Below are 22301 nucleotides of genomic sequence, written 5' to 3' on the forward strand. Positions count from 1 at the left end.
GCGGGGCCGGGAGACCCCTGCGTACTGCGTGCCGGAACACCGTCGTCCGTCTGCGCCCGTCCGGGCCGTTAGGCACGTTTGTAGTCCTCACCCGGGGGGCCTGCAAGAGTTCCCAGCGATGTCATTTGGCCACTCGCGAAGGCCACAGGTTCGTCCACAGGCGGCACCGCGCCGTTCCCACGGAACCCACAACCCTGTGGATGAAATCTGTGGACAGTTCGCCCGGCCGACACGCCCGGTTCGGTCAGGGTGCGCGCCTCGTGCGCACGCCGCCCGTCAGACCCAGAACTGCGTCGTCGGCGTCGCCGTCGGCGTGAGCCGCTCGTCGAGGTCGAGGTCCCGCACGACGAAGCCGCCGTCATCCACGAGCGTCCCCGCGAGGCGCCCCTGGAGCATCGCCGCGAGCCGTGCGACGAGCACCCGGGCCCGCGAGCGCGCGATGACGTGCAGCCCCGAGGGGCGCTCGACCTCGAGCTCGTACGGGTCCTGCGGGACCCAGGTGACGCGGTAGGCGTGGGGGCCGTGCTCGCGCCAGTCGAGCGCGCCGAGCGCGAGCGGCACCTGCGGCACGCGCTGCGCCGCCAGCCGGACCGCGCCGTCGTACGGGGTCTCTCCCGACAGCACGTACTCCGCGAGACCGTCCGGGCGGGGGTGGACCGCGACGACGCGCGCGCTCGGGACCGTCGTGCGCAGGACGCCGAGCGCGTCGTCGGGCCTGAGCACCTGGGCGCTGTAGAGCGTGAGGTCGACCCCCGAGGCGGGGTCGGGCGTGAGCACCGTCCGGCCGTCCGCGACGACGGCGCCCCCGACGCGCCGCGCCGCCGCGACGGCCCAGCCCAGCACCTGGAGCTCGACGCCCTGGGGCAGCCCTGCCGCGAACGCCCGCGCGAGACCGTCCCGGTCGTCGGAGAGCGGGACCGGCGCGCCGCGCGGGGCGGGGTCGTCCACGTGCAGCGCGAACGCCTCGGCGCTCCCGCCCGCGAGGTCGAGCGCCTGCGTCTGCGGGGGTGTGAGCGGGAAGGGCCCGACGACGCGAGCGCCCTCGGCGAGCCGGAGCTCGCCCGGTGTCACCACGCCGTCGGGCACCACGCCCCGGAACCGCGCGCCGACCATGGGGCGGGTCGCTCCCCCGCCGCCGGGCGGCGTCGTCCACGCCGCGTCCGCGAACCAGGCGCGTGCGAGGGTGTCCACGGGCGTTCGAGCCGCACCGCGGGAACGAGGCACCGCGAGAAGGTGCGCTCCCGCGTGCGCGTCCGGCACGAGGCCGGCGACGGTGGCGTCCATGACCGGACCGTAGGGCGTCCGGAATGCCGGGATGTTACGCCCGTGTCACGGCCGTGCATCTCCTGCCACGGCACGTGCCGTGCGTCCGGTCAGGCGCCGACGTCGTGCAGGTGGTGGACGACGTCGTGCACGAAGTACTGGCCGAGCGTGCGGACCGTGAACACGGACCCGTTCGACCGCCGCCCGGGGCGCTCCCACTGGTCGGGGACGAGCGCGTCGAAGCGGCCCGCGACCCGGTCGCCCGCGATCGCGAGCTCGCGCGCGACGATCTCCGGGTCCTGGTGCGCGTAGTCCTCCTCGACCGCCGTCGCGTCCTGGTCCCAGTTCGCGAACCGCGGGTCGTCGCCCTCGACCATCGACTGGACGCGCACGTCGAACACGGAGAAGACGTCGCGCACGTGCGCCGCGTACTCGAGCACGGACCACGTCGTGGCGTCGGGGCGCACGCGCACGTCCTCGCGGCCCAGCGCGGCGACGTAGCGCGGGACCGCGTCGCGCACCGCGGCGCCCACGCGGTCGGGCGTCACCTCGGCCGCCACGAACCCGCACTCCGGGCACGGTCGCTCCATGACCCACGTCCAGTCCTTGGTGTCCGCGGGGACGGGCGGGAAGTCCGGGTCCGGGGCGGTGGCGGGGACGCCGTCGGGCGACGCGGTGGTGTCCATGGCGGCAGTGTGCCAGATGGCGGAGCGCGCCCGGGGACGCCCGCTGGCGGCTGCTGGCGACTCCGCCGCGGCCCGGTCGCCGTCCGCAGGAGCCGATTAGCGTTCTGACACGACCTCCCTATGATGTCAGCATGCCCAAGATCATCGGAGGGTCCCTCCACGAGCACCGCGCCCAGACCCGGCAGAAGCTCTTCGCGGCGCTCTCGACCCTCATGATGGATCGCGGCTTCGACGCCATCTCCCTCGCCGACATCGCCGCCGCCGCGGGCGTCGGCCGGACCGCGGTGTACAACCACTTCCCGGACAAGGAGGCGCTGCTCCTCGGGTTCATCACCCACGAGACGGAGCAGTACGTCGGGACGCTCGAGCGGGCGCTGGAGGACGTGGACGACCCCGTCGAGCAGCTCCGCACGTACATCCGCCAGCAGGCCCAGCTCAAGCGCATCTTCCACCTGGCCCCGGGCCCGGACCTGCGCACCGTGCTCTCGCGCACGACGCGCCAGCGCCTGCGCGAGCACGCCGAGCTCGTCGAGACGATCCTGCGTCGCATCGTGGCGTCGGGCATCGAGGTCGGGGAGTTCCCCGAGCAGGACATCGACACCACCGTGCAGCTCGTCAACGCGTGCCTCTCCGGCCGGCTCGTTCCCGACGACCCGGCCGCGCGCGAGCAGGCGATCGAGGCGACCGAGGCGTTCGTGCTGCGCGCCGTCGGGGCCGACGCGACCTCACCCGCGCTCGCGCACTGACGCGCCCGAACCGGCCGCCCTCACCCCTTCTCCCCCGAGCAGAAGCAGCGGAGAGCGCGTGATGCCCCCGGCAACCGTCGCCTAGCCTCGGGAGGTGCCGACCCTCCGCCGCCGCAGGCTCCCCGACGCCCCCGCCCGGGTGCGCACCGGGCTCGGCGCGCCGTTCCGGAACGTCTTCACCGCGAACCTCAGCTCCAGCCTGGGCGACGGCATCGCGCGTGTCGCGTCGCCGCTGCTCGCCGCCCGGCTCACCGACGACCCGTTCCTCGTGTCCGGCATCGCCGCCGTCTCGCTTCTGCCGTGGCTGTTCTTCGCGATCCCCGCCGGGGTCCTCCTCGACCGCGTCGACCGCCGGCACGCGCTCGCGCTCGCGAACGGCGCGCGCACGGTCCTCGCCCTCGGGCTCGTCGCCCTGGCCGCGACGGGCACCCTGACGATCTGGTGGCTCTACGCCGTCGTCTTCCTCTACGGCGCGCTCGAGACCGTGTACGACGGCGCGATCCGCGCGGTGCTGCCCTCGATCGTGCGGCCCGCCGACCTCCCCCGCGCGAACTCGCGCATCGAGGCGGGCGAGATCACCGTCCAGAACTTCCTCTCCGCGCCGCTCACGTCGGCGCTGTTCGCGGTCGCCGTCGTCGTACCGCTCGGGACCGGCGCGGCCGCCTACGCCGTCGCGGGGGCGCTCGCGCTGTTCCTGCCCGCCGTCGCCGCGGGCGAGCACCGGACCGCGGCCGTCGAGGGGGCCGAGCCCGCGCCGCCCTGGTTCCGCCAGCTCGGGGACGGGTTCCGTTACCTGTGGGCGCACCCGACCCTGCGGCCGCTGTGGCTGCTCTCGATCGTCGTCGGGCTCTGCTTCTCCGCCGCGACCGCGACGATCGTGCTCTACGTGCTCGACGTGCTGGGCGTCCCCGAGGCCTGGTACGGGACGTTCCTGCTCGTCGGGGCTGCCGGGTCGCTCGTCGCGGCGGCCGTGGCGAACCCCGCCAAGGAACGCTTCGGGACCGGCCCGACGATGGCCGTCGCGAACCTGGTCTCGACGGTCGTCCTCGTGCTCCTGGGTCTTGCCCCGCTCCTGCCCGGCTCCGGCGCCGCGGTGGCCGCTGGCGCCGCCCTGTTCGCGGTGAGCTCGGGGGCGGTCACGGTGTGGAACGTGCTCGTCATGTCGCTGCGCCAGGCGATGATCCCCGGCCGCCTGCTCGGCCGCGTGCACGGCACCTGGCGGACTCTCCTGTGGGGGGTGATGCCGCTCGGCGCGTTCCTCGGCGGGCTCCTGGCCCGCGCGGACCTGGCGACCCCGCTCGTCGTCGGCGGCGGTCTGGGCAGCCTGGTCGCACTGCTCGGCTTCCGGTTCCTCGCCGGGCTCCCCGACCCGGAGGACGTGGACCAGATCCCGGACAGAGGATAGGCAAGCCTCACCTGGCTGGGTTACAGTTCCTGACGCATCGTCATGACACTGCGTCAGGACGAGCAGCAGACCGACCCACGCACACCCGCAGGAGCCACCCGTGACTGCTCTCACCCACGACCTCGACCGCGCCGACGAGACCGTGCCGCTGTCCCTGCGCCTGCGCGAGGGCACGCGCCCGGAGCACGAACAGGCGGAGGGCTCCGGCTTCGTCGAGCGGCTCATGTCCGGGCAGCTCGACGTCGCGGCGTACGCCGACCTCGCGGCGCAGCAGTGGGCGATCTACGGCGCGCTCGAGGACTCGAGCGCAGCGATGCGCGCCGACGCCCAGGGCTCGACGCTCGTCTTCGACGAGCTCACGCGCACCCCCGAGATCGAGAAGGACCTCGCGTTCCTCGTCGGCGCCGACTGGGCCGAGCGCATCACCGTCCACCCCGCGACGGAGCGCTACGTCGCGCGCCTGCGCGCGGTCGGCGCGTCGCTGCCCGCATACGCCGCGCACGCGTACACCCGCTACCTCGGCGACCTCTCCGGCGGCCAGATCATCAAGCGCATGCTCGAGCGCCACTACGGGCTCTCGGGCGACGGCCTCGCGTTCTACACGTTCGTCGAGATCCCCAAGTCCAAGCCGTTCAAGGACGTCTACCGCGAGCGCCTCGACGGCCTCGTCCTCACGCCCGAGCAGCTCGACGAGACCGTCGCCGAGGCCAAGCGCGCCTTCCGCCTCAACAGCGACCTCTTCGCCGACCTGGGCGCCGCCCACCCCTGACCTCGAGATAGAGCCCGGTCGGCCGGGGCTCTGCCTCGGCCGACCACGACCCTTCCTCGAGGGAGTCGGGTTCTCCTCGGTCGAGGTGGGTTCGGTTCGCGCCGTTCGCGTGAGGCGCGTTACTCGCGAGGCGGTCGAGGCCGGCTCCAAGCCAGGTTAGGCTCGTCTTACCTGGGGCGGGCGACGGCCTCGCCGGGTCGCGCCCTCCCGCGCACCGCTCCCTGGAGACTCCCCATGCCTCACGCTGCCCGCTCCGCGCTGCACCCCGGCTCGACGACGAGCCGCTCGACGTCACCCTCGGGTCCGTCGGGCACCGCGCGCGGTCGGGCGCGACGGACGGTGACGGCGCTGGTCGGGGCGGGGGCCGTCGTCGCGCTGGGGCTCGTCGCCGCGTGCGCGCCGCTCCCCTACGAGCCGCCCGCGACGCCGTCGGCGGAGGAGAGCCAGGACGCCGCGCCCGTCGAGGCGGCGCCCGCGGAGACCGCCGACCAGACGGGCGCGCCGACCTGCACGACGCTCGGGGAGTCGCGCGCCGCGGGCGGCGGCTCCGACGTCGACCCGGCGTCGTTCCCCACCGGGCCCACGAGCGCGACGTTCGCCGACGACGCGATCCACCCGATCGCGGACGCACCGGCCCCGCAGCTCCCCGTCACGGTCGAGTCGGTCGACGGCCGGACGGTCGAGATCACCGACGTGAGCCGCATCATCCCCGTCGACCTGTACGGGACGCTGGGCGAGATCGTCTACAGCCTGGGGCTGGGCGCCAACGTCGTCGGGCGCGACCTGCCGACCGGCTTCCCCGAGGCGGCGGACGTCCCCGTGGTCACGGGCGCGGGGCACGCGCTCGACGTCGAGGCGATCCTCGGGCTCGACCCGTCCGTGATCCTCACCGACGCGACGATCCTCACCGACGACGTGCGCGGACAGCTCGAGAGCTCGGGCATCCCCGTCGTCTACTTCGACGAGGCGCGCACGCTGGACGGCGTCGACGACCGGATCCGCGCCGTCGCGACCGCGCTCGGCGTGCCCGCGCAGGGCGAGGCGCTCGTCGAGCGCACGGACCGGCAGATCTGCGCGGCGCTCGGCGCGGTCCCGCGGGACACGGGGAACCCCCGCGTCGCGTTCCTCTACCTGCGCGGGTCGAACATCAAGATGCTGTTCGGGCCCGGCTCGGGCGCCGACGACCTGATCCAGGAGGTCGGCGGCGAGGACGCCGGGACGGCGATCGGCCTGACGCAGCAGTACGCGCCGGTCACGAGCGAGGCGATCATCAGCGCCGCGCCCGACGCGTACCTCGTCATGACCGACGGGCTCGAGTCGATGGGCGGCCTCGACGCCATGATGGCGATCCCCGGCCTCGTGCAGACGCCCGCGGGCGAGGCGCGCCGCGTCGTCGACATGGACGGCTCGCGCCTCCTCACGTTCGGCCCCCGCACCGGGTCCACGATCGCATCGCTCGTCGAGGCCTTCTACGGGGTGCCCGCGCCGGAGCTCCCGGCCTCGTGAGCACGCCCCTCACCCGTTCCCTCGGCACGCCCGAGGACGCGCCTGTACCCGAGGACGCCACCGCGCCCGACGACGCCCCCCGCTCCGGCGACCGGCCCGCCCGGGTGGGCCCCGCCGTCGGGCAGCAGCGCCGCCGGGCCGCGCGCTGGCTCATGGTCGGCCTGGGCGTCGCGCTCGCGGTGCTCACGGTCGTGTCCGGCATGACGGGTCAGGTGCCCGTGTCCCCCGCGGAGGTGCTGGGCTCGCTCGCGCACCACGTCGGGCTCGACTGGGGGCCCATGCCGTCGCACCCGCAGGGCGAGAACGCGCTGTGGGTCGTGCGGTTCCCGCGCGTTGTGATGGCGATCGTCGTCGGTGCCGCGCTCGCCTGCTCGGGCGCGCTCATGCAGGGCGTGTTCGGCAACCCGCTCGCGGAGCCGGGTGTCATCGGGGTGTCGTCGGGCGCGGCCGTGGGCGCGTGCGCGGTCATCGTCACCGCGGGCGCGCTCGTGCCGGGCACGTGGGTCGCCGGGGCGGCGTTCCTCGGCGGTCTGGTCACGACGTTCGTCGTCTACGCGCTCGCGCGCGCCGGCGGGCGGACGGAGGTCGTGACGCTCGTGCTCACGGGCATCGCGGTCAACGCGTTCGCGGGCGGGATGCTCGCGTTCTTCACGTTCGTCGCCGACCCGGCGGCGCGCGAGCAGATCGTGTTCTGGCAGCTCGGGTCGCTCGGCGGCGCGACGTGGCAGTCCGTCGCGGTCGTGCTGCCGATCGCGGTCGTCGGGGTCACGGGCGCGATGCTCGTGCGCCGCAAGATGGACCTCCTCGCGCTCGGCGAGCGCGCCGCGCAGCACCTGGGCGTCGACGTCGAGCGGCTGCGGCAGCTCGTCATCGTGCTCGTCGCGCTGCTCGTCTCCGCCGGGGTCGCGTTCACGGGGATCATCGCGTTCGTCGGGCTCGTCGTGCCGCACCTCGTGCGCATGGTGTGCGGGCCGAGCCACCGCACGCTCATCCCGGCGTCCGTGCTGGGCGGCGCCGTCGTGCTGCTCGCCGCCGACCTCCTCGCGCGCAGCGCCGTCGCGAACGTCGAGCTGCCGCTCGGCATGATCACGTCGCTCGTCGGCGGGCCGTTCTTCTTCTACCTGCTCCGCCGCACGCGCTCGCGCCAGGGAGGCTGGGCATGAGCGACCTGCGCCACGAGGGCTCCTCGTTCCTCGGCTCGCTGCGGACCGCGGTCACCGGTGCCCGACGGCGGTCCCGCCTCCCCGGGCCCGTCGCGCCCGGCGACGTGGTCACCGCCGCGCACGGGGTCTCCCTCACGCTCGGCGACGCGCCGATCCTGCGCGACGTGTCCGTGGACGTCCGCGCGGGCGAGGTCCGCGCGCTGCTCGGCCCCAACGGCGCGGGCAAGTCGTCCCTGCTCGCCGTGCTCACGGGCGACCTGGTCCCTGAGGCCGGGGACGTCGTCGTCGACGGGCGCCCCCTGCGCGCATGGACACCCACCGAGCTCGCGCTACGTCGGTCCGTCATGCTCCAGCAGGTCTCGCTGAGCTTCCCGTTCACCGCCGTGGACGTCGTGCGCATGGGCCGCTCGCCGTGGCGGGGCACCCCGTTCGAGGACGAGGACGACGCCGCGGTCGCCGAGGCCCTGGCCGCGACCGACGTCGAGCACCTCGCCGACCGGCACTTCACGTCGCTGTCCGGCGGCGAGAAGGCGCGCGTCGCGCTGTCCCGCGTGCTCGCGCAGCGCACGTCGCTCCTCATGCTCGACGAGCCGACCGCCGCGCTCGACCTCAAGCACCAGGAGCTCGTGCTCCAGCTCGCGCGGGCGCACGCCGCCGCGGGCGGTGCGGTGGTCGTCGTCGTGCACGACCTCTCGCTCGCGGCCGCGTACGCCGACCAGGTCACCGTCCTCGCGGGCGGACGCGTCGTCGCCGACGGCGGACCGCGCGACGTCCTCACCGCCGAGCTGTTGAGCGGCGTCTACGACTACCCCGTCGAGGTGGTCGACCACCCCGGCGGCGGCGCACCGATCGTCCTGCCGCGCCGTTGACTGCGGTCCGGCTCTGTCAACGCTATGGAGGGCACCCGCGACGGGACGTCACCCCGCCCCGACGTCCACGCAGGCGACCGTCGTCGTAGTTCCTCGATCCGGCGATCGTCCGATGACGAACGCCACCGTTGTTGTTCGTGCTCATGAACGATAGGGTCGGGAGCACTACATCCCCCACGCCTCTCCACGATGCGCAACCCGGGGGATTTTCTCTGCGCAGGGGGCAAAGAGAGCAATGCCAACACGGCAGCCGCGACCTCGAGGGCCGCATCACTTCTCCAAGCCTGCGCTCACGCACGACGAGCTGGTCGCCAGAATGGTCGAGCGCGGACTCGTCGTCACGGACCCGGATCGCACCGTCCGGTACCTCCGCCACGTAGGCTACTACCGGTTCTCGCCCTACCTCATCCCTTTCCGCGAGGATCCGACCGCCGAGGCGCTGCGAACCGGAACAACGTTCGACCATGTGCTCGACCTGTACGTCTTCGACCGCAAACTCCGCCTGCTGGTCATGGACGCCCTGGAGCGCATCGAGGTCGCCGTCCGGTCCAGTCTCACCGACCACATGTCCGTGCACCGCGGTGGCCCTTTCTGGTACTGCGAGCCGGAGCACTTCAGAGACGAGCGTCGGCATCAGTGGTTCTTGGAGATGGTCCGGAAGACCTGTGAGGACCGGCTGGCTAGCGCGCCGGAGTCCGCCGGCGGCGACCTCGCTCACGCCTCGGCACTGGAGCACTACCTGACGACCTACGGAGAGCCAGCCCTTCCGCCGTCGTGGCTGATGGTCGAGATGCTCACCCTGGGCCAGTTGTCTGGCCTCGTCAGCAACCTGCAGCGCGCCACCGACATCGGTCGTGTGGCGCAGCCGCTGGGCCTCCCAGGACCGGTACTGCTGTCGTGGCTGCGCACGTACGTGCGGGTGAGAAACGTCTGCGCGCACCACGGGAGGCTGTGGAACGTCGGGCTCGGCGTCTATCCCGCGATCCCGACGTCACCCTCGGTAGGCTGGCTCACCGACACAGAGGTGCTCTCGTCCTCCGATCGCCGAAAACGCCTCTATCCCGTGCTCGCCTCTCTTCAGAGTGTGCTGGCCGTGGTGTCACCCCGTTCGTCCTGGGCGCGTCGGCTGAGCGCCCTGCTCGACCAGCACCCCGAGGTACCGCTGAAGGGCATGGGCATCCCGCCGGACTGGCGCTCGGACCCGTTCTGGTCCGAACGCCTCGCTGCCGTGAGCACTGCTCGTCAAGACGACCGTCTCTAGCGGCTCGCTCCCACCCCACCCGGGAGCACCTCGTAGCGGTCGGGGGTGGCCGTGAACGACCCGCGCCCACCGGTGATCGAGCGCAGGTCGAGGACGTAGCGGGTGAGCTCGGCCTCGGGCACGAGTGCATCGACGCGCACGCGGCCGTCGGGCAGGGAGTCGCTCGCGGTGATGTGGCCGCGGCGTGCGGAGAGGTCGCCCATGACGTCGCCCTGCGCGTCGGACGGGACGGTCACGGACACCGCCGAGACGGGCTCGAGCACGACCGTGCCCGCTGCGGCCAGCGCCTCGCGCACCCCGGCGCCGCCCGCGGTGCGGAACGCCATGTCGGAGGAGTCGACGGAGTGGGCCTTGCCGTCGAGCACCTCGACGCGCAGGTCGACGACCGGGTAGCCGTGCGGCCCGCCGCTCTCCATGGCCTCGCGCGCGCCGCGCTCCACGGCGGGGAGGTACTGGCGCGGCACCGACCCGCCGACGACGGAGCTGACGAACTCGAACCCCTCGCCGCGCGGGAGCGGCGACACGCGGAGCTGCACGACGGCGAACTGCCCGTGCCCGCCCGACTGCTTCTTCACCTTGCCCTCGACCTCGACGGCGCGCGTGATGGTCTCGCGGTACGCGACCTGGACAGGCTCGGTCGTGACGCGCACGCCGAACGAGCGTTCCAGCCGCTCGACCGCGACGGCGAGGTGGGTGTCGCCGAGGCCCCCGAGCACGGCCTGCGACCCGGTGAGGTCGACGTGCAGCGTCGGGTCCTCGGCGCGCAGGCGGGTCAGCGCCGAGGACAGCTTGTCGTCGTCGGACTGGGACACGGGTCGCAGCGCGACCGCGTACACCGGTGGTCGCTCGGGGAGGTCGCGCGCGGAGACGGGCGCGCGCCGCGCCGCCAGCAGCGTGCCGGTCGAGGCGGCCGAGAGCTTCGCGACGGCGGCCACGTCGCCCGCGACCACGCGGTCGACCGCGACGTGCTCGCGCCCGCGCAGCCGGAAGAGCCCGTGCACGCGGTCCTCGGCGCCGGTCGCGGTGCTCACGAGCCGGTCGCCCGTCGCGACCGACCCCGAGAGCACCTTGAACACCGACACCTGGCCCACGAACGGGTCGACGACCGTCCGGAAGACGTGCACGAGCGCGTCGGCCGCGGGGTCCGCAGCGACCTCCGTCGTCGCCCCCTCCGACGGGGACCCGTCGGCACCTGCCGACCCCGCGCCGTCGGGCAGCGCCACGACGGCCGCCCGGTCCGCGGGCGACGGCCCCAGCTCGCACACGAGGTCGAGCACGCGGTCCACGCCGACGCCCGTCACCGCGGACGCGAGCAGCACCGGCACGGCCTCGCCCGTGAGCACCTCGTGCGCGAGCGTGCGCTCGAGGTCGGCCGCGCCGGGCTCGTCGCCCGCGAGGTACGCCTCGAGCTGGTCGTCGTCGTGCGTGACGATCTCCTCCACGACCTCGTCGTGCAGCGCGTGCTCCTCGTCGCGCACGTCGGCGGGGACGTCCTCCTCGTGGGTGCGCCCGTCGCCGTCGTACTCCCGCGCGCGCTCGGTGAGGACGTCGGCCACGCCGTGCAGCGACTGCTCCTCGCCGAGCGGGAGCTCGAGCGGCACGAACGGCGCGTCGAGCGCGCCGCGCAGCGCGGCGAGCACGGTGCGGAAGCTCGCCCGCGCGCGGTCCTCCTGGGAGACGACGACGAGGCGGGGTATCCCCGCCTCGTCGCAGCGCCGCCAGACCTCCTCCGTGCCCGACTGGACCCCGTCGACGGCGCTCACCACCACGACCGCGAGGTCGGCCACGGCGAGCGCCGCGTCCACGGACCCCGCGAAGTCCGGGGACCCGGGGGTGTCGAGCAGGGTGACCTGGTGCGTGACACCGTCGGGCGCCCGCCAGTCCAGGTGCGCGACGCCGAGGCTCACCGAGATGCCGCGCGCGACCTCCTCGGGCTCGTGGTCGCAGACCGTCGTGCCCTCGGCGACGGACCCGGCCCGCGGGATCGCGCCCGCGCGATGGAGGAACGCCTCCGCGAGCGTGGTCTTGCCCGACCCGCTGTGCCCCACGAGGGCGACGTTGCGGGTCGTGGCCGGGCCGGTGGACGTCGACGTCGTGGCCATGGGTGCCTCCTGGCGGGCGGCGGGGCGCCGTGTCCCGCCAGGGTTCCAGGCTAGTGACGTCACGGTGATCCCGCCCGGGCCGATGGTCCCGGGTCGGGATCCCCCCGCGTCGGCGCTCCTCAGAGGTTGCGCTCGACGTAGACGCGCAGGGCGTCGCGGACGAACGTCGCGCCCTCGACGCCGCCGTAGTTGAGCGCGAACCGCGGGTCCCCGACGTACATCTCGCCGAGGCCGAGCAGGTAGCCCCGCAGCGGCCCGGGCTCGTGCGCCGGGTTCGCGGGCACGGCCTGCAGCCAGTCGACGTGGCGCCGCGCGAGCGCCTGCGCCTCGTCCGACGCCGGGTCGACGCCGGCCTCCGCCGCCGCCGTCCAGTCGCCGTTGAGCCGCTCGACGCGGTCCGTGAACGCCGACTTCTCCGCCTCGCTCAAGCCGCTCCACCAGGAGTGCCCGCGCGCGTACGCGTCCTTGCCCCAGCGGTCCTCGACCTCGGCCTGGTACTGCGTGTGGTCGAACCCGTCGAACATGTCGTCCGCCATGAGCTCGCCACCTCCTTCCATCGTGGTGATCGTCCGTTCGACCGACGCGATCTGCCGCGCCAGCCGCTGCCGCTCCGCCCGCAGCCACTCGAGGTGGTCGCGCAGCGCCCGCACCTGGGCGTCGCGCTCGGCGGTGCCCGACGGCGGTCCGTCGCCCCCGGCGTCCGACGCCCCGTCGAGCGCCTCCCGGATCGCGGGGAGCCCGAGGCCGAGGTCGCGCAGGAGCAGGATCCGCTGGAGACGCACGAGCGCGTCCGCGTCGTAGTGCCGGTAACCGTTGGACGCGACCCGGCTCGGGCGCAGGAGCCCCACAGCGTCGTAGTGGCGCAAGGTGCGGCTCGTCGTGCCGGCGAGGCGCGCGACCTCCTGGATGGACCAGTCGGCCGTGCGCTCGCTCGTCGTCCCTGCGGGGTGCATCGCCCGCCTCCTCTCACGGTCTCGGTGTCTCGGGGCGCCTCGTGCGGCAACGAGAACCACGCTAGAACTTGACGTCACGTCAAGGTCAACACCCTCACGACGAACCGCGCGGCGGACCGGCGGGGCGGAGACGACGGGCGTACGGTCGAGAGAGAGCGCCCGTGGGTGGACGCGCGACGAGCACGGAGGCCGCCATGGCCACGACGGAGCAGGTGCGGCAGCACTATGCGGGGAAGGACCTCGCGGCCCGCCTCCTGGCCGCGGCGGGAGCCGGCGACGGACCGGTGACGGTCGACGCGCTCGCCCCGTACGACGAGCTCCACGCCGGGGGCGCGACGTCGACCGCCGCCCTCCTCGACCTCCTCGGGCTCGCGCCGGGCACCACCCTGCTCGACGTCGGCAGCGGGCTCGGCGGACCGGCGCGGCTCGCCGCGCACCGGCACGGCTGCCACGTCACCGGCGTGGACCTCAGCCCGGACTTCGTCGACGCCGCCCGCGAGCTCACCGCACGGACGGGGCTCGCCGACCTCGTCACGTTCGCGCTGGGCGACGGCGACCGGCTGCCCTGCGACGACGCGTCGCACGACCGCGCGATGCTCGTCCACGTCGGCATGAACGTGCCGGACAAGACGGCCCTCTTCACGGAGATCCACCGCGTGCTGCGCCCCGGGAGTCCGTTCGGGCTCTTCGAGCAGATGCGGGTCGGGGCCGGCGACCTGCCCTTCCCGATGCCCTGGGCGGTCGACGCCGGGTCGTCGTTCGTCGAGACCCCGGACGACTACGGCCGCGCGCTGACGGCGGCCGGGTTCGACGTCCTGCGCGTCGACGACCGCCGGGCGGCCCTCGCCGCGGCCGGAGGCCCGGGGCAGGACGGCCTCGTCGTCGTGTTCGGCCAGGAGTTCGTCACGCGGATCAGCAACAACGTCGCAGCGACGCGCGCCGGGCTCCTCGCGCCCGTCGTCGTGCTCGCGCGCGCCTGAGCGCTGCCCCGCAGCCGTCGCTCTCTCGCGCGCCTGAGCACCGGCCCCGCCGTCCGGGTCGGCGCTGGCCCGTCAGGCCGCGAGCGGCGCCCGGCGGAGCAGGACGGTCGCGAGCTCGGCCGGCGTCCCGACGACCGCCGTCGCCCCCGCCGCGGCCAGCTCGCCCGGGCGCGCGTAGCCCCACGCGACCCCGACGCACGGGACCCCGTGGGCGGCGGCGCCGAGGACGTCGTGCTCGCGGTCGCCGACCATGACCACGCGCCGGGCCGCGTCGAGCGACGCGAGCGCGTGCGCGACGACGTCGGCCTTGCTGCTGCGCGTCCCGTCGAGCGTCGCGCCGAACACGTCGTCGAGGCCGCGGTCGAGGTGCGCGTCGAGCCCGAAGTGCTCGACGATCCGCCGTGCCATCGGCTCCGGCTTCGACGTCGCGACGGCGAGGCGCAGCCCGGCGCCACGCAGCGCCGTCAGGCACTCGGGGATGCCGGGGTAGACCGCGTTGTCGAGGAGGTTCCCCGCCGTGTACACGTCGCGGTAGGCGGCCACGGCGTCGGCCACGCGGTCTACCGGCACGCCGTGCGCCGCGAACGACTCCCCGAGCGGCGGGCCGACGAAGCCGCGGAGCACCGGCTCGGCGGGGACCGGGAGCCGCAGCGCGCCGTACGCGTGCCGCACCGACGCGAGGATGCCGGGGGCCGAGTCGGTGAGCGTGCCGTCGAGGTCGAGCAGGACGAGGTCGTCGCGCGCGCTCATCCGGCCGACGCCTCGTCGCCGGTGGGGCCCGACGTGCGGGGATCTTCGGGACCCCGGCCGGCGGCTCCGGAGCCTCCGGGCACCGTCGGCGCGGTGGCGCGCCCGACGAGGAACCCGACCGCGCCGCCGACGAGCAGGGCGCCCGCGCCGGCGAGGAACGCCGCGCGTCCGATCCCGAAGACGCCGGACGGGACGAACGCCGTGCCGGACACGGGGGCGTACGCGAACCACCCGAACGACGCAGGGCGGCTCGCCACCCAGGACGCGGCGACCAGGAGCCCGACGCCGACCAGGAGGAGCGCGGCGAGCACGACGGTCGCGACGCGCGGTCGGCGCGGAGAGGGAACGGACGAGGGCTGCTCGGGAGCGGTCACGCCGGCCATCGTCCCGGCCCGAGGTGCCTAGAGCAACCATCGACCCGGTACGCCGCACGGGTCACGGCGTCCGCCGCCGGACGCTACTCCCCGACGGTCCCGTCGATCGCCTCGCGGAGCAGGTCGGCGTGGCCGTTGTGGCGGGCGTACTCCTCGATCATGTGGACGAGGATCCAGCGCAGGTTCCAGCGCTCGCCCGTGTGCCGGTCGGGCCGCGCGCTCAGCCGGTCCAGGCCGCCGTCGGCGAGCGCGTCGTCCAGGATCGCGTCGGACGCCGCGACCGCCCGGTCGAACAGCATGCGCAGCTCCTCCGGGGAGTCGCCCGCCGCCGTCGTCCAGTCCCAGTCGCGGTCGTCGGCCCAGTCCGCGGTGTCGAACGGCGCCATGAGCGGCTCGTCGAGGAGCACCTGCGAGAACCACTGGGACTCGACGAACGCGAGGTGCTTGAGCAGCCCGCCGAGCGTCATCGACGACGGCCGGAGCCGGTGGGCGAGCTCGGCCGCGTCGAGGCCCGACGTCTTCCAGCGGAGCGTGTCGCGGTGGAAGTCGAGGAAGCCGCGCAGCGTGGCCACCTCGTCGGCGCTGACGGGCGGGTCGGTGCGGTGGTCGGTCACGGCGTCACCCTAGCGGGGGCTCCCCTCCGGCACCTCGGGTTCCTAGACCGGATCGGTTCAGGAATGCTACGGTCCTGCTCATGGCCCGCCCCCGCGCTCCGATGGACCCCGCCGCCCACGCCCGGCTGCGGCAGGCCGCCGCGGAGGAGTTCGCCCGGCTCGGCTTCGAGCGCGCGTCGCTCAACCGGATCGTCGAGGCGTCCGGCGTCGCCAAGAGCTCGGTGTACCACCACGTGGGCGACAAGCGCGCGCTCTACGACGACGTCCTGGCCCGTCTCGCGACGATCGTGGACGACGCGCTCGCCCTGCCCGACCCGGCGACGCTCACCGCGACCACCTACCTCGACGCCCTGACCCGCGCCGCCGCCGGGCTCGAGCGCTCGCTCGCGGACCACCCGGAGGCCCGCGCGCTCGGGCTCCTCGCCCACCGCGCGCAGCCCGACGCGGCGCTCCGCGCGCTCCGCGACCGCTGGGCCGCCGTCGCCCGCGCCTACGTCGAGCGGGGCCAGGAGCTCGGGGTGCTGCGCGACGACGTCCCGCCCGACCTGCTCACCGACGTCGCCCTCGCCGCGCTCCTCGCGGTCGACGCGTGGGCCCTCACCCGGGGCGACGCCGGCGCGGACGCCACGCGCGCGGCGCTGGCCATGCTGCGCGACGCCGTCGCACCCCCGACCCGCCCGACCGAGAGGGGCTGACATGGCCGCCGTCGTGTTCTGCCCGATCACGTTCAACCTCGCCGAGGTCACGCGCATGATCGAGGTCGCCCGCGCCCTTCCCGCCCGGCACACGCCGGTCTTCATGGGCTACGAGGACGACTTCGCCCACCTCGTCGCCGAGGCCGGGTTCGAGTACCGGTCCCAGCGACCCGCGTTCACGCCCGCGGACCGGGCGCTCGCGCTGCGGTTCGACCAGGGCCGGACGCTGCGCAACCCGTTCACCGCCGAGCTCGTCGCCGCGCGCGTCGACGCCGAGCGCGCGCTGATCCGCGACGTGCAGGCCGCGGCCGTCGTCATCGGCACCAACCCGACGTCCATGATCTCGGCGCGGGCCGAGCGCGTACCGCTCTTCTACCCCGTCCCGTTCGCCCTCACCCGGCCGCAGGTGGAGCAGACGGCGCGCCTCGGCCTCGTCCGCGGCACGGGACGCGCCACGCGGGCGCTCGACCGCGTCGCGACGACCGCGCTGCGGTGGGCGTACAACCACGCACCCCTCGCCCCGCGCGCGTTCGCCACCCTGGCCCGCGCGCACGGCGTCCCGCCGCTGCGGACGGTCGTGTCGCTGCTGGAGGCCGACCGCAACCTGCTCACCGTCATGCCGTGGGAGCTGGAGGGGTACACGCTCCCCGCCGGGTACGAGCGGGTCGGGCCGATCTTCGCCCACCTCGACACCCCGCTCCCCGACGTCGTCCACGAGCTCGCCGCGCGGCCCGAGCCCCTCGTCTACCTCGGCCTCGGGTCGTCGGCGAGCCGCGACCTCACGCTCGCCGCCGCACGACGGCTCGGCGACCTCCCCGTCCACGTGGTCGCGCCCGTCGCGCACTACCTGCACGAGGGCGACGCCCTGCCCCCGAACGTCCACGTCACCGACCTGCTCCCCGCGCACCGCCTGGGCGGTCTCGTCGACGCCGCCGTGCTGCACGGCGGGCAGGGCACCGTGCAGACGGCGTGCGCCACGGGCGTGCCGTTCCTCGGCATGGGGCTGCAACCCGAGCAGGTGTGGAACGTCGACGTGTGCGTCCGGCAGGGCAACGCCGTCGCGCTCTCGCCGAAGCAGGCCGGGACCACCGCCCTGCCCGACGCCGTGACGCGCCTCCTCACCGAGCCGCGGTTCCGCGAGGCGGCCGGGCGCGTGCGCGACGCCTACGCCCGCGAGGACGGCGCCGCCGCGAGCGCCCGGGTCATCGCCGCGTCGATCGACCGCTGAGCTCCGCCTCCCAGACGAGCCACTTGCGCCGCACCGCGGCGTCGACGTCGACGCCCTGGGAGCGCGCGAGCAGCAGCAGGTGCGCCAGGACGTCGGCGACCTCGTCCGCGAGGGGCGAGGCCGCGCCGTCGCGCCCGGTAGCCCCGTCAGGGGCAGCCCCGGACGGCGCGTCCCCGCGCGGGCGGGTGCGCCCCGTCGCGACGAGGAACGCCTGGGTGAGCTCCCCGACCTCCTCGGCGAGCTTGAGCATGAACCAGTCCGGGTCACGCTCGACGGCGAACTTGCGCGCGTAGAGCGCGGAGATCGCCTCGACGCGCTCCGTGAGGTCGTCGAGCGTGAGGGGCGCGTCGTCGTCCATCGCGCCAGTGAACCACCGCACGCCCGGGGCTACCGCACCACGAGCGCGACGGCGAGCAGCAGCACCGTCGCGACGATCTCCCCGATCCCGACGGCCTTCGGGCTCAGCGGTCGTCCCGGCAGGACCGCTGCGCGCGCCGTCGCCGCGGCGAGGAACGCCGTCGCCCACCACCACGTGGGGTCGTGCACGACGGCGAGCACCCCCGCCGCGACGGTGACCCCCGCGTGGTACGCGACCGAGGCGACGACGTACGACCGCACGCCGCGCTCGCGGATCATCGTCTTGACGTAGAGCACCGTGCCGAAGAGGTAGGCGAGCAGGAGCGCGGCGACGAGCCAGACCTCCGCCGGGACCACCAGCACGGGGGTGCCAGGCGGTCGGGACGCGGCGTACGCGACGACCGTCATGAGCGACGCCGCGACGGTCATCGCGCCGCCCGCGGCGACGGACCGTTCGGTGCGCTGCGCCGACGCCCACAGGCCGAGCGCGAGGAACGGGACGAACACGGGGGCCCAGAGCGCGAGCGCGGGGTCGAGCACGAGCACGACCAGCCCGAGCGGCGCGGCGACCGCGCCGTACGTGAGCATCGGACGCCGGTAGCGAGCCCGACGACGCGACTTCAGCCAGAGCCCGGCCGCGAAGTAGGCGAGGTAGCCGACCAGCCACAGCGCACCCAGCGCGACGGTCACCGGCCGGAAGCCGGCGTCCTGGATCCCCCGGACCGTCCCGACGACGAACGGCAGGAGCAGCATCGGCCACGCGCCGTGCTGGTTCGGCACCCAGCCGGGGGGACGTCGGGACACGCCCCGACGCTAGCGCCGCGACGCGTGGTGCCGACCGCGAGAAATCCCCGCCCCGCCGGGTCGCACGACCCTGCCCGACGAGACCAACGTCCCGACCTGTCCCGCGGTCGCCGCCACGCCGGGGATCGGCGTCGCACGCGGCTGTCGGACTAGATATGGTGGCGCAGCCGTGATCCAGACCCCACATGTTGGGGTGCGGTCCGTCTCGCAACCCCTGCGGGACGCAGACGAGAACTCGGTGGGCAGAGGGGACGAGCGATGACCACCATCGAGCTCGACCAGGCAGCACCGCGCAGCACGACCGCCACGCTGGAGGTCCTCAAGCGCGACGGCCGACGCCGGCCGTTCGACGACGGCCGGATCCGTGCCGCCGTGACGAAGGCCTTCGCGGAGGTGCACGGCGACCTCACCGCGGCGCACCGGAGCCGCGTCGACGAGGTCGTGGGCCGCGTCGACGAGGAGATCGCCGCGCGGTTCGTCGGGGCGGTCAAGATCTACGAGATCCAGGGCGTCGTCGAGCACGTGCTGCTCGAGTCGCACGAGTACGACGTCGCGCGCGCCTACATCGACTACCGCGTGGAGCGCGACTTCGCGCGCAGCCGCGCGACGGACCTCAACCACTCGATCGTGCGGCTGCTGGACAAGGACTCCACGGTCGTCAACGAGAACGCGAACAAGGACAGCGAGGTCTTCAACACCCAGCGCGACCTCACGGCCGGGACCGTGGGCAAGGCGATCGGGCTGCGGATGCTCCCTCCGCACGTCGCGAACGCGCACCAGAAGGGCGACCTGCACTACCACGACCTCGACTACCACCCCTACGCGCCCATGACGAACTGCTGCCTCATCGACTTCCGGTCGATGCTGTCGAGCGGCTTCCGGATCGGGAACGCCCAGGTGGAGCCGCCCCGCTCGATCCAGACCGCGACGGCGCAGATCAGCCAGATCATCGCGAACGTGTCCTCCAGCCAGTACGGCGGGTGCTCGGTCAACCGCATCGACGAGCTCCTCGCTCCCTACGCCGAGCGCAACCTGGAGAAGCACCTCGCCGACGCGCGCCGCTGGATCGCCGACGAGTCCAACCACGAGGAGTACGCGCGCGAGAAGACGCGCAAGGACATCTACGACGCGATGCAGTCGTTGGAGTACGAGATCAACACCCTGTTCACGTCGAACGGGCAGACGCCGTTCACGTCGGTCGGGTTCGGGCTCGGCACGGGGTGGCTGGAACGCGAGATCCAGCGCGCGATCCTCCAGATCCGCATCCGCGGGCTCGGCAGCGAGGGTCGCACCGCGATCTTCCCCAAGCTCATCTTCACGCTGCGCCGCGGGGTGAACCTCGACCCCGGCGACCCCAACCACGACCTCAAGCAGCTCGCCGTCGAGTGCGCGACCAAGCGGATGTACCCGGACGTGCTGTCGTACGACAAGATCGTCGAGCTCACCGGGTCGTTCAAGGTGCCGATGGGCTGCCGGTCGTTCCTCCAGGGCTGGCAGGACGAGCACGGCAACGACGTCTCCGAGGGCCGCATGAACCTCGGCGTCGTGACGCTCAACCTCCCGCGCATCGCGCTCGAGGCGGACGGCGACCTCGACGCGTTCTGGCGACTGCTCGACGAGCGCCTGGAGACCGTGCACGACGCGCTCGTCTTCCGCATCGAGCGCTGCAAGGAGGCGACGCCGGGCAACGCGCCGATCCTCTACGTCCACGGGGCGTTCGGGGAGCGTCTCGCTCCCGGCGACGACGTCGACCGGCTCTTCCGCGACGGCCGCGCCACGGTGTCGCTCGGGTACATCGGGCTGTACGAGGTCGCCGCGGCGTTCTTCGGCGGCGCCTGGGAGCACGACCCGCGGGCCAAGGAGCTCACGCTCGACGTGCTGCGGTCCCTGCACGCGCACGCCGCCGGGTGGACGGCGCGGCTCGGCTACCGGATCAGCGTCTACGCGACGCCGAGCGAGAGCCTCACCGACCGGTTCTGCCGCCTCGACCGGGAGCGGTTCGGCGCGGTGCCCGACATCACCGACAAGGACTACTACACGAACAGCTTCCACTACGACGTCCGCAAGAGCCCGACGCCGTTCGAGAAGCTCGACTTCGAGGCCGAGTACGCGCGGTACACGTCGGGCGGGTTCATCCACTACTGCGAGTACCCCGTGCTCCAGCAGAACCCGAGGGCCCTGGAGGCGGTCTGGGACTACGCCTACGACCGCGTCGGCTACCTCGGCACCAACACGCCCATCGACCGCTGCTACGCGTGCGGGTTCACGGGCGACTTCGACCCGACCGCGCGGGGCTTCGCGTGCCCGTCGTGCGGCAACGCCGACCCGCGCACGTGCGACGTCGTGAAGCGCACGTGCGGGTACCTCGGCAACCCGCAGCAGCGCCCCATGGTGCACGGCCGCCACGCGGAGATCTCCGCGCGCGTCAAGCACCTGGCGGACCCGGCGTCGGCGTGACCAGTGGCGCGCACCCCCGGCCCCGGCTGGCGCTCGGACCGCGTCAGCCAGGGGTACGTCGCGGACTACAAGCCGTTCGTCATGGTCGACGGCGAGGGCGTGCGCTGCTCGCTGTACGTGAGCGGGTGCCTGTTCGCGTGCGCGGGCTGCTTCAACGAGGCCGCGTGGAGCTTCCGCTACGGCCGCCCGTACGACGACGCCCTGGAGGACCGGGTCCTCGCCGACCTCGGGCACCCCGCCGTGCAGGGCCTGTCCCTGCTCGGCGGGGAACCGTTCCTCAACACGGGCGTGTGCCTGCGCCTCGTGCGCCGGCTGCGCGCCGAGCACGGCGACCGCAAGGACGTGTGGTGCTGGACGGGCTACACGCTCGAGGAGCTGCAAGAGGGCACCCCGGACCAGCGCGCGCTGATCGCCGAGGTCGACGTGCTGGTCGACGGCCGCTTCGAGCTCGCGCGCCGCGACCTCACGCTCGCGTTCCGCGGCAGCACCAACCAGCGCGTGCTCGACGCGCGGGCGTCCCTCGCGACCGGCCATGCCGTCCCGTGGCAACGACCCGGCGCAGCAGGGTCCGAGTCCCCAGCAGAGGCCCGGCAAGCCGAGGTAGAGCCCTGGTAGCCCGAGGTAGAGGCGTGGTCATGGACCAGGCCTCTACCTCGGCGTACCAGGCCTCTACCTCGGCGGCGGGGTGCTGTCAGACGGTCTTGCGGGTGCGGCGGATGCCGACCCACAGGCCGACGACGCACGTCACCGCCGCGGCGACGAAGCCCCACAGCACGTCCGTGCTCGCGAACGTCCCGGCGAGCAGCGCGCGCTCGGCGTCCACGATGTAGGTCAGCGGGTTGAACAGCGCCGCCGTGCGCATCCACGCCGGGCCGGCCTCGAGCGGCAGCATCATCCCGGACAGGATGAGGAGCGGGAACAGCAGCGACTGCTGCACGCCCCAGAACAGCCACTCGCGGTTCTTCGCGGCGAGCGCGAGCGCGATGGACAGCGCGCCGACGCCGACGCCGAACAGCCCGAGCAGCAGCAGCCCGACGAGCAGGTGCAGCGGGTAGAGCGTGAACCCGAACGGGACGCAGACCAGCGCGATGAGCAGGCCCTGCACGACGAGCGGCGCGAACTCCTTGAGCGAGCGGCCGACGAGGATCGCGGAGCGGTCGAGCGGGGTCGCGAGGACCCGCTCGTAGGAGCCGGTCATCATCTCGTAGAGCAGATTCGACCCGCTCATCGAGGTGCCGAACAGCGAGATCATGACGATCACGCCGGGCACGAACCACTGCAGCGTCTCCGCGGTCGACCCGCCCCCGCCACCCCCGAAC

At 74.0% G+C, this 22301-nt stretch carries 22 protein-coding genes; 12 read left to right on the top strand and 10 right to left on the bottom strand.

Translation table 11 applies throughout. From position 1 onward, the window contains the following. Window positions 1–276: 276 nt before the first annotated feature. Window positions 277–1284 (bottom strand): hypothetical protein, encoded by a 1008-nt coding sequence (locus A0J59_RS11095; protein ID WP_047231914.1) that lies wholly within the window; start codon window positions 1282–1284, stop codon window positions 277–279. Window positions 1285–1373: 89 nt separating this feature from the next. Continuing rightward, a complete protein-coding gene (locus A0J59_RS11100) occupies window positions 1374–1949 on the bottom strand; it encodes a DinB family protein (RefSeq protein ID WP_064316129.1) in 576 nt (191 codons plus the stop codon). A 131-nt stretch (window positions 1950–2080) separates the two neighbouring features. Here A0J59_RS11100 and A0J59_RS11105 point away from each other — a divergent pair, with 131 nt between their 5' ends. The 7 genes from A0J59_RS11105 (at window position 2081) to A0J59_RS11135 (ending at window position 9668) form a co-directional block, all read left to right on the top strand. Beyond that, on the top strand, window positions 2081–2695 hold the full coding sequence (locus tag A0J59_RS11105) for a TetR/AcrR family transcriptional regulator (protein WP_047231912.1): 615 nt from the start codon (window positions 2081–2083) through the stop codon (window positions 2693–2695). Window positions 2696–2789: 94 nt separating this feature from the next. After that, a complete protein-coding gene (locus tag A0J59_RS11110) occupies window positions 2790–4100 on the top strand; it encodes an MFS transporter (RefSeq protein ID WP_082379488.1) in 1311 nt (436 codons plus the stop codon). Between the two features lie 100 nt (window positions 4101–4200). Beyond that, complete coding sequence (locus A0J59_RS11115) at window positions 4201–4869, top strand: heme oxygenase (biliverdin-producing) (RefSeq protein WP_064316130.1); 669 nt, start codon at window positions 4201–4203, stop codon at window positions 4867–4869. A gap of 234 nt (window positions 4870–5103) precedes the next feature. Beyond that, complete coding sequence (locus A0J59_RS11120) at window positions 5104–6375, top strand: hemin ABC transporter substrate-binding protein (protein ID WP_064316131.1); 1272 nt, start codon at window positions 5104–5106, stop codon at window positions 6373–6375. A gap of 152 nt (window positions 6376–6527) precedes the next feature. After that, window positions 6528–7538: an iron ABC transporter permease gene (locus tag A0J59_RS11125; protein ID WP_082918938.1), complete on the top strand. Its 1011-nt coding sequence runs from the start codon at window positions 6528–6530 to the stop codon at window positions 7536–7538. Next, on the top strand, window positions 7535–8407 hold the full coding sequence (locus A0J59_RS11130; protein WP_064316132.1) for a heme ABC transporter ATP-binding protein: 873 nt from the start codon (window positions 7535–7537) through the stop codon (window positions 8405–8407). The genes A0J59_RS11125 and A0J59_RS11130 overlap by 4 nt, the downstream gene beginning before the upstream one ends. A gap of 235 nt (window positions 8408–8642) precedes the next feature. Further along, window positions 8643–9668, top strand: a complete 1026-nt coding sequence (locus tag A0J59_RS11135) for an Abi family protein (protein ID WP_064316133.1) — start codon at window positions 8643–8645, stop codon at window positions 9666–9668. On the opposite strand, the gene A0J59_RS11140 is transcribed toward A0J59_RS11135, so the two are convergent. Beyond that, on the bottom strand, window positions 9665–11770 hold the full coding sequence (locus A0J59_RS11140; protein ID WP_064316134.1) for an elongation factor G: 2106 nt from the start codon (window positions 11768–11770) through the stop codon (window positions 9665–9667). The genes A0J59_RS11135 and A0J59_RS11140 overlap by 4 nt on opposite strands. A 119-nt stretch (window positions 11771–11889) precedes the next feature. Beyond that, window positions 11890–12723: a MerR family transcriptional regulator gene (locus tag A0J59_RS11145; RefSeq protein WP_064316135.1), complete on the bottom strand. Its 834-nt coding sequence runs from the start codon at window positions 12721–12723 to the stop codon at window positions 11890–11892. A gap of 194 nt (window positions 12724–12917) precedes the next feature. On the opposite strand from A0J59_RS11145, the gene A0J59_RS11150 reads away from it, so the two are divergent. After that, window positions 12918–13703: a cyclopropane-fatty-acyl-phospholipid synthase family protein gene (locus A0J59_RS11150; RefSeq protein WP_064316144.1), complete on the top strand. Its 786-nt coding sequence runs from the start codon at window positions 12918–12920 to the stop codon at window positions 13701–13703. A gap of 72 nt (window positions 13704–13775) precedes the next feature. Here the strand turns inward: A0J59_RS11150 and A0J59_RS11155 are convergent, their stop codons facing one another. From A0J59_RS11155 to A0J59_RS11165, 3 genes are all read right to left on the bottom strand, one after another. After that, the gene (locus A0J59_RS11155) at window positions 13776–14453 is read right to left on the bottom strand and encodes an HAD hydrolase-like protein (RefSeq protein ID WP_064316136.1); all 678 of its coding nucleotides are present in this window, start codon (window positions 14451–14453) and stop codon (window positions 13776–13778) included. After that, window positions 14450–14827 (bottom strand): hypothetical protein, encoded by a 378-nt coding sequence (locus A0J59_RS11160; RefSeq protein WP_156532976.1) that lies wholly within the window; start codon window positions 14825–14827, stop codon window positions 14450–14452. Before A0J59_RS11160 ends, A0J59_RS11155 begins: the two co-directional genes overlap by 4 nt. Before the next feature lie 83 nt (window positions 14828–14910). Then, window positions 14911–15441 (bottom strand): DinB family protein, encoded by a 531-nt coding sequence (locus tag A0J59_RS11165; RefSeq protein WP_047231904.1) that lies wholly within the window; start codon window positions 15439–15441, stop codon window positions 14911–14913. A gap of 80 nt (window positions 15442–15521) precedes the next feature. On the opposite strand from A0J59_RS11165, the gene A0J59_RS11170 reads away from it, so the two are divergent. Then, window positions 15522–16136: a TetR/AcrR family transcriptional regulator gene (locus A0J59_RS11170; protein WP_082918935.1), complete on the top strand. Its 615-nt coding sequence runs from the start codon at window positions 15522–15524 to the stop codon at window positions 16134–16136. A gap of 1 nt (window position 16137) precedes the next feature. After that, window positions 16138–17364, top strand: a complete 1227-nt coding sequence (locus tag A0J59_RS11175; protein ID WP_064316139.1) for a glycosyltransferase — start codon at window positions 16138–16140, stop codon at window positions 17362–17364. Here the strand turns inward: A0J59_RS11175 and A0J59_RS11180 are convergent. Together A0J59_RS11180 and A0J59_RS11185 are read right to left on the bottom strand one after the other, a co-directional pair. Beyond that, a complete protein-coding gene (locus A0J59_RS11180) occupies window positions 17339–17722 on the bottom strand; it encodes a MazG nucleotide pyrophosphohydrolase domain-containing protein (RefSeq protein ID WP_064316140.1) in 384 nt (127 codons plus the stop codon). The two genes, A0J59_RS11175 and A0J59_RS11180, sit on opposite strands and share 26 nt — an antisense overlap. A 29-nt stretch (window positions 17723–17751) precedes the next feature. Beyond that, window positions 17752–18525 (bottom strand): YwiC-like family protein, encoded by a 774-nt coding sequence (locus A0J59_RS11185; RefSeq protein WP_255365154.1) that lies wholly within the window; start codon window positions 18523–18525, stop codon window positions 17752–17754. Between the two features lie 258 nt (window positions 18526–18783). On the opposite strand from A0J59_RS11185, the gene nrdD reads away from it, so the two are divergent. Continuing rightward, on the top strand, window positions 18784–20982 hold the full coding sequence (gene nrdD, locus A0J59_RS11190; protein ID WP_064316141.1) for an anaerobic ribonucleoside-triphosphate reductase: 2199 nt from the start codon (window positions 18784–18786) through the stop codon (window positions 20980–20982). A gap of 3 nt (window positions 20983–20985) precedes the next feature. Beyond that, window positions 20986–21597 (top strand): anaerobic ribonucleoside-triphosphate reductase activating protein, encoded by a 612-nt coding sequence (gene nrdG, locus A0J59_RS11195; RefSeq protein WP_064316142.1) that lies wholly within the window; start codon window positions 20986–20988, stop codon window positions 21595–21597. Window positions 21598–21673: 76 nt separating this feature from the next. Here nrdG and A0J59_RS11200 read toward each other — a convergent pair. After that, a partial coding sequence (locus A0J59_RS11200) for an ABC transporter permease (protein ID WP_220084468.1) occupies window positions 21674–22301 on the bottom strand: 628 nt, incomplete at its 5' end.

Source organism: Cellulosimicrobium sp. I38E (genome assembly GCF_001647255.1).
Taxonomy (GTDB): Bacteria; Actinomycetota; Actinomycetes; order Actinomycetales; family Cellulomonadaceae; genus Cellulosimicrobium; species Cellulosimicrobium cellulans_E.